At 55.2% G+C, this 4,810-nt stretch carries 5 protein-coding genes; 2 read left to right on the top strand and 3 right to left on the bottom strand.

From position 1 onward, the window contains the following. A partial coding sequence (locus Q7O77_RS14685) for a hypothetical protein (protein ID WP_304168784.1) occupies positions 1 to 104 on the top strand: 104 nt, incomplete at its 5' end. 308 nt (positions 105 to 412) lie between these two features. On the opposite strand, the gene ybcJ is transcribed toward Q7O77_RS14685, so the two are convergent. Together ybcJ and folD are read right to left on the bottom strand one after the other, a co-directional pair. Then, positions 413 to 625, bottom strand: a complete 213-nt coding sequence (gene ybcJ, locus Q7O77_RS14680; RefSeq protein WP_304168782.1) for a ribosome-associated protein YbcJ — start codon at positions 623 to 625, stop codon at positions 413 to 415. A gap of 9 nt (positions 626 to 634) precedes the next feature. Then, a complete protein-coding gene (gene folD, locus Q7O77_RS14675) occupies positions 635 to 1,504 on the bottom strand; it encodes a bifunctional methylenetetrahydrofolate dehydrogenase/methenyltetrahydrofolate cyclohydrolase FolD (RefSeq protein ID WP_304168779.1) in 870 nt (289 codons plus the stop codon). A gap of 356 nt (positions 1,505 to 1,860) precedes the next feature. Between folD and Q7O77_RS14670 the strand changes: the two genes are divergently transcribed. After that, positions 1,861 to 2,949: an iron-containing alcohol dehydrogenase family protein gene (locus tag Q7O77_RS14670; RefSeq protein WP_304168776.1), complete on the top strand. Its 1,089-nt coding sequence runs from the start codon at positions 1,861 to 1,863 to the stop codon at positions 2,947 to 2,949. Positions 2,950 to 2,983: 34 nt separating this feature from the next. Here the strand turns inward: Q7O77_RS14670 and Q7O77_RS14665 are convergent, their stop codons facing one another. Further along, positions 2,984 to 3,619 (bottom strand): LysE/ArgO family amino acid transporter, encoded by a 636-nt coding sequence (locus tag Q7O77_RS14665; protein WP_304168773.1) that lies wholly within the window; start codon positions 3,617 to 3,619, stop codon positions 2,984 to 2,986. Positions 3,620 to 4,810: the final 1,191 nt, after the last annotated feature.

Raw genomic sequence — 4,810 nt, 5'->3', positions numbered from 1 at the left:
AGAATAAAGACTGGGGTCTGGCGGATGCCGCGCGCGATCGTCTCAATGAAATGAAAATCGTGCTGGAAGACGGTCCTCAGGGGACGATCTGGCGACGTAAGTAAACCGTTCACCCCCACGCGGCGAACCTGATGTTTCGCCGTGTTTCACGCCCTCCAACGGGCCGGAAGCCAACAGGCACCCGGCCCGTTTTCATTTCTCCGCCGTCTGGCGCGAGATCTTCCCGCTTTTTGCCTAAATGCGAACATTGACGATCTCGAACCCCGGTGGGGTGGGGCGTATTCCAATCGGCATGATGGCAGCGGAAATTATGGAAGAGGGTGAAGGGGGATGGGAGGAAATAAAACGCATCTCCGCGAGGGCGAAGATGCGGGTGAACGAGGCGATGCCGCGTTGATCTCAGTCGGGCGAGTTACGCCTGAACGGTGACCGCCTGGTCTGCGAAACGCACGACCTGACCGGCGACGATTTTGCAGCGCTTACGCGTTTCAATCTGGTCGTCGACGCTCACGTCGCCGTTGGCGATGAGCTGTTTGGCGGAAGCCCCGCTGTCGCTCCAGCCAAGGAGTTTCAGCAGGTCGCACAGTTCAACGTGCGGATGTTGGTTCAGGTGAAAAATTTCCATAATGTCTTTTTATGCCTTTGCGGGTGTGTCGTGATATTCCTCGCATGCCTGCAAGGTATTTTGAATCAGGGTGGCTACGGTCATCGGGCCGACGCCGCCGGGGACTGGCGTAATGTAGGATGCGCGTTCGCTCGCACCGGCAAAATCGATATCGCCGACCAGTTTGCCGTCGTCCAGTCGATTGATGCCGACATCGATAACGACCGCGCCGGGTTTGATCCAGTCGCCCGGAATAAAGCCCGGTTTGCCCACGGCTACGACCAGCAAATCGGCGTTCTCAACGTGCTGACGCAAATTTTTCGTGAAACGGTGTGTCACGGTGGTGGTGCAACCGGCCAGCAGCAGTTCCAGACTCATCGGACGCCCAACGATGTTTGACGCGCCGACGACGACGGCATTCAGGCCGAACATGTCGATGTTGTACTGCTCCAGCAGCGTGATAATCCCACGCGGCGTGCAGGAACGCAGCAGCGGCGCGCGCTGGCAGAGACGGCCGACGTTGTAAGGATGGAAGCCATCCACGTCTTTATCGGGCGCGATGCGTTCAATAACGCTGGTGTTGTCGATGCCCTGCGGCAGCGGCAGCTGCACCAGAATACCGTCGATGGTCTCATCGGCATTCAGCCGGTCAATCAGCGCCAGCAGCTCGCTTTCGGAGGTGGTGGAGGGCAGATCGTAAGAGCGGGAAATGAAACCGACTTCCTCACAGACCCGGCGCTTGCTGCCGACATAAATCTGAGACGCAGGATCGTCCCCTACCAGGATAACCGCCAGACCCGGCGCTCGCTTACCGGCGGCCAGACGCTCTTGGACACGCGCAGCAACTTCGCTCTTAACCTGCTGCGCAATCGTTTTACCATCAATAAGTTTCGCAACCATCTACAGAAAATCCATCATTTCACAAACGGGGGATGGCGCGTATTTTGTCAGAAGCGGCGCGTGCTGTCAGGCGTTGTATCGACATTAATTGCTGACGGTCAATCGTTTCCGTCCGTCATCGGCCCGACTGGACCATCGACCTGTGCCGGATAGGGCGGAAAAGGGCGGGACGGAGAGCGAATGGAAGATGCGCCGCCGTCCCGTGCCGTCACGGTTCCGGATGACCGACAGAGAGAACGCATTTCACCGCCGCAGGTGCTAACGTGGAGAGAGGTCGTCAGGAATGCCGCACGGAGAGCGTCTGCACGGTGTCTGACGCCATCCTTGGTTTACGCTAAAAATAGGCAGGAAAACACATGACACAACAGGTTATTTTCCCCGCGAATATTGTGCGCGGGGCGGACGCTAGCCATCAACTCGGGGATATATGCGCCGGGCTGGGTCAGCGCGTACTGGTCGTTGGCGGTCATCAGGCATTGGCGGCGACGGAAGACAAGATCCGCGCTCAGCTGGCGCAGGCGGGCCTCACGTTAAGCGCCGTCGAAGGGTTCAGCGGACATTGTAGCGTCAAGCAGGTCGAACGGCTGCGCGCCCGCGTGGTGGAAACCAACAGCGACGTTCTGTTGTCCGCGGGCGGCGGGAAGTCGCTCGACACCGGTAAGCTGGTGGCGCATCAGGCGGGGATCCCCATCGTAACGCTGCCGACCATCGCCGGTACCTGCGCGGCGGTCACTCCGCTTTCTGTTATCTACGAAGAAGATGGGCATTTTGTCGAGGTGCGTCATCTTCCGTCTGCGCCGAATGCGGTCATCATCGACAGCACGTTGTTAGCTCAGGCGCCGCTGCGCTGGCTCGCCGCAGGGTTGGGGGATACGCTGGCGAAGTGGTATGAGTTCCGGGCGATCGATACCGGAAACAATCACAGCGGTTTGGCCGCGTCTTCCCGCGCCCACGGCGCCATCTGTTTCCAGCTGATCGAACGTTATGGCGCCGAAGCCTGCCGCGCGGTGGCGGAAGGGCGCACCAACGAGGCGTTGGATCAGGTGCTGGATGCGATATTCCTGTTCGCCGGGCTGACGTCGATCATGGCCAGCGGCGCGCATGCCGCGGCGGCCCATGCGCTGTTCGAGGGCTTTACCGTCTGCGACAAGACCCGCGACTTCGGCCACGGCCTGCTGGTGGGATTTGGCAATCTGTGCCTGCTGGCGCTGGAGTCGCGCAGCGACGAAGAACTGCTGGATGCCTTGTCGCTGGCGCAGGCTTGCGCCGTGCCGCTGACGTTGGCGGATATCAGCCCGGACCTGACCAATGACGAACTGCAGGCCATTGTGCAGGCCGCCGTCAACACGTCGGATATGGACGCGATGCCGTTTGCGGTGACGGACACGATGCTGCGGGAAGCGATTCGTCGCGTCGCGTCGTTGGCGACCCGAATTGCCCGTTAAAACATCTGACGGAACCCGAGGCGGCGTGGGGGGATTACGCCGCCGGAGATAACAGAAGTTGTAGCAGATGCCAGGCAATAAACAGCATGTACACGCCGATAAAACTGTCCAACACGCGCCAGGTGCTGTTTTTCTCAAACAGCCGGGCGCAGGCGAAGGAGAGGTAGCCGATGGCGTAAAACCAGATCCCCGATGCCAGCAGCGCGCCGAATAGATAAAACGTTTTGTGCTCCTGGCTCAGTCCGGATGATATGCCGCCGATGATGGCGATGGTATCCAGATACACGGAAGGGTTGAGAAGACTGACCGCCAGACAAGCGGTCACGGCCGAAAGACGGCTGGCACCGGCATTACCGGTCGCGCCAAGGCGCAGACTCTGGTTGCCGCGCCAGGCGCTACGCAGCGCGCCGAAGCCGTAGTGAATCAAAAACAGCACGCCTGCCAGCGTCAGTAATTTCAGCGCCCACGGGTGGGAACTGAGCAACTCGCTGACGCCAAACACGCCTGCGCTGATCAATATAATGTCGAGCATGAAGCAGAGGGAACAGACTAAAAAGACATGTTCCCGACGCACGCCCTGACGCAATACGAATGAATTCTGTGCGCCGATAGACATTAATAATCCGGCGCTGGTCATAAATCCGGTCATAAATACGGTCGTAGAGATCATGTTGAATTCGCTCTGGTTGGATAATAAAGAAATAATTAATATGTTCTTGGCGATAAAAATAACGAGCACGGCACACCATCTGTGACGCAATAACGGCTAAATAGAGCGTGTGATAATTGCCTTTTTATCAACGCGGTCACTTTATTTCTGGTAGATAAAGTGTCGATTTTAAAATAATTAATGCCGATGGCCTTGCCTGGATTTTTATATCGGGCAGACAACGAGAAAAATTTAATTACCATGTTCATGGCTGAAAATTTATCTATTTTCCTCTCGGTTTAGACCGAACTGATTTGATGTCGCTATCATCCCGTTTGGCGGCTCATTAGGCCAATTAATAATATTGATTGTCGATTAGCAAAAGCGATAAGTGCCGTAGCCACGGGCGGAATGTGACATTGCTTTTAAACGTACCCCATCATGCGAAATTGATTATTTAGTCAATGAAAATCAATGGATTGCTTTATTTTTGTCGCGTTTTCGTCGTGGGTGTCTGGTATTACTCCAGACGAACGATGACGTCATTGCGATAGGGATTGATCCATGCCGTCCGCCAGCAGGCAGGTTCGAGAGACGGCCATTATCAATCCTGAGGGGACTTCGTCGCTTCTCGCCAAAATAACTGCAATGCGACGACAGGTTTATAAACGTGCTGGAAAGAGCGTTCATGTGCGCTGAACTTCAGTACGTAAAATATCTATTTAGCCTCTCCGGCGAGATTCTGTATTGCCGTGGATGTTATTTTAAATGCTGCTTGAGTGTCGTTATTTTTTATCGCGTGGGTGATGATCGTGTTTATTTTACCGTGAATGTTATTTGCGTACGTTCACTTTTTTCTGAAGGCCTGAATATATTTTTGTTCCCTCCACTATTAGCGCGATTCCCTCCCGCCATGATCTTCGGCATCATGCTTAGACGGGAGAAATAAGAGCGCATGAGGGGAAACATTGCCTGAAGTGTTTGATGAGTATCGGAGACAATCTCTATCGCATTTCAGTTTTCCTCATAGACACTCATGCCGTTATTCGTAGATGGCAGACATGTGCCTTAAAAAGGTGCGCGTCGATCATGCTGTTGCACCGCTGCTAAACGCTGATTCCCAGAATACCCGTCTATCAATAAAACCTATTCCACCGGAATGACCTGTGGTTTGCGGCTAAAGCAGCTCGGGTTAAGCGGTTTCTCATTATT

It is taken from the genome of Lonsdalea britannica, from assembly GCF_946477055.1.
GTDB classification, from domain to species: Bacteria; Pseudomonadota; Gammaproteobacteria; order Enterobacterales; family Enterobacteriaceae; genus Lonsdalea; species Lonsdalea britannica_A.
The sequence above is the reverse complement of the archived record's forward strand: the minus strand, read 5'-3'. Positions and strand labels throughout refer to the sequence as shown.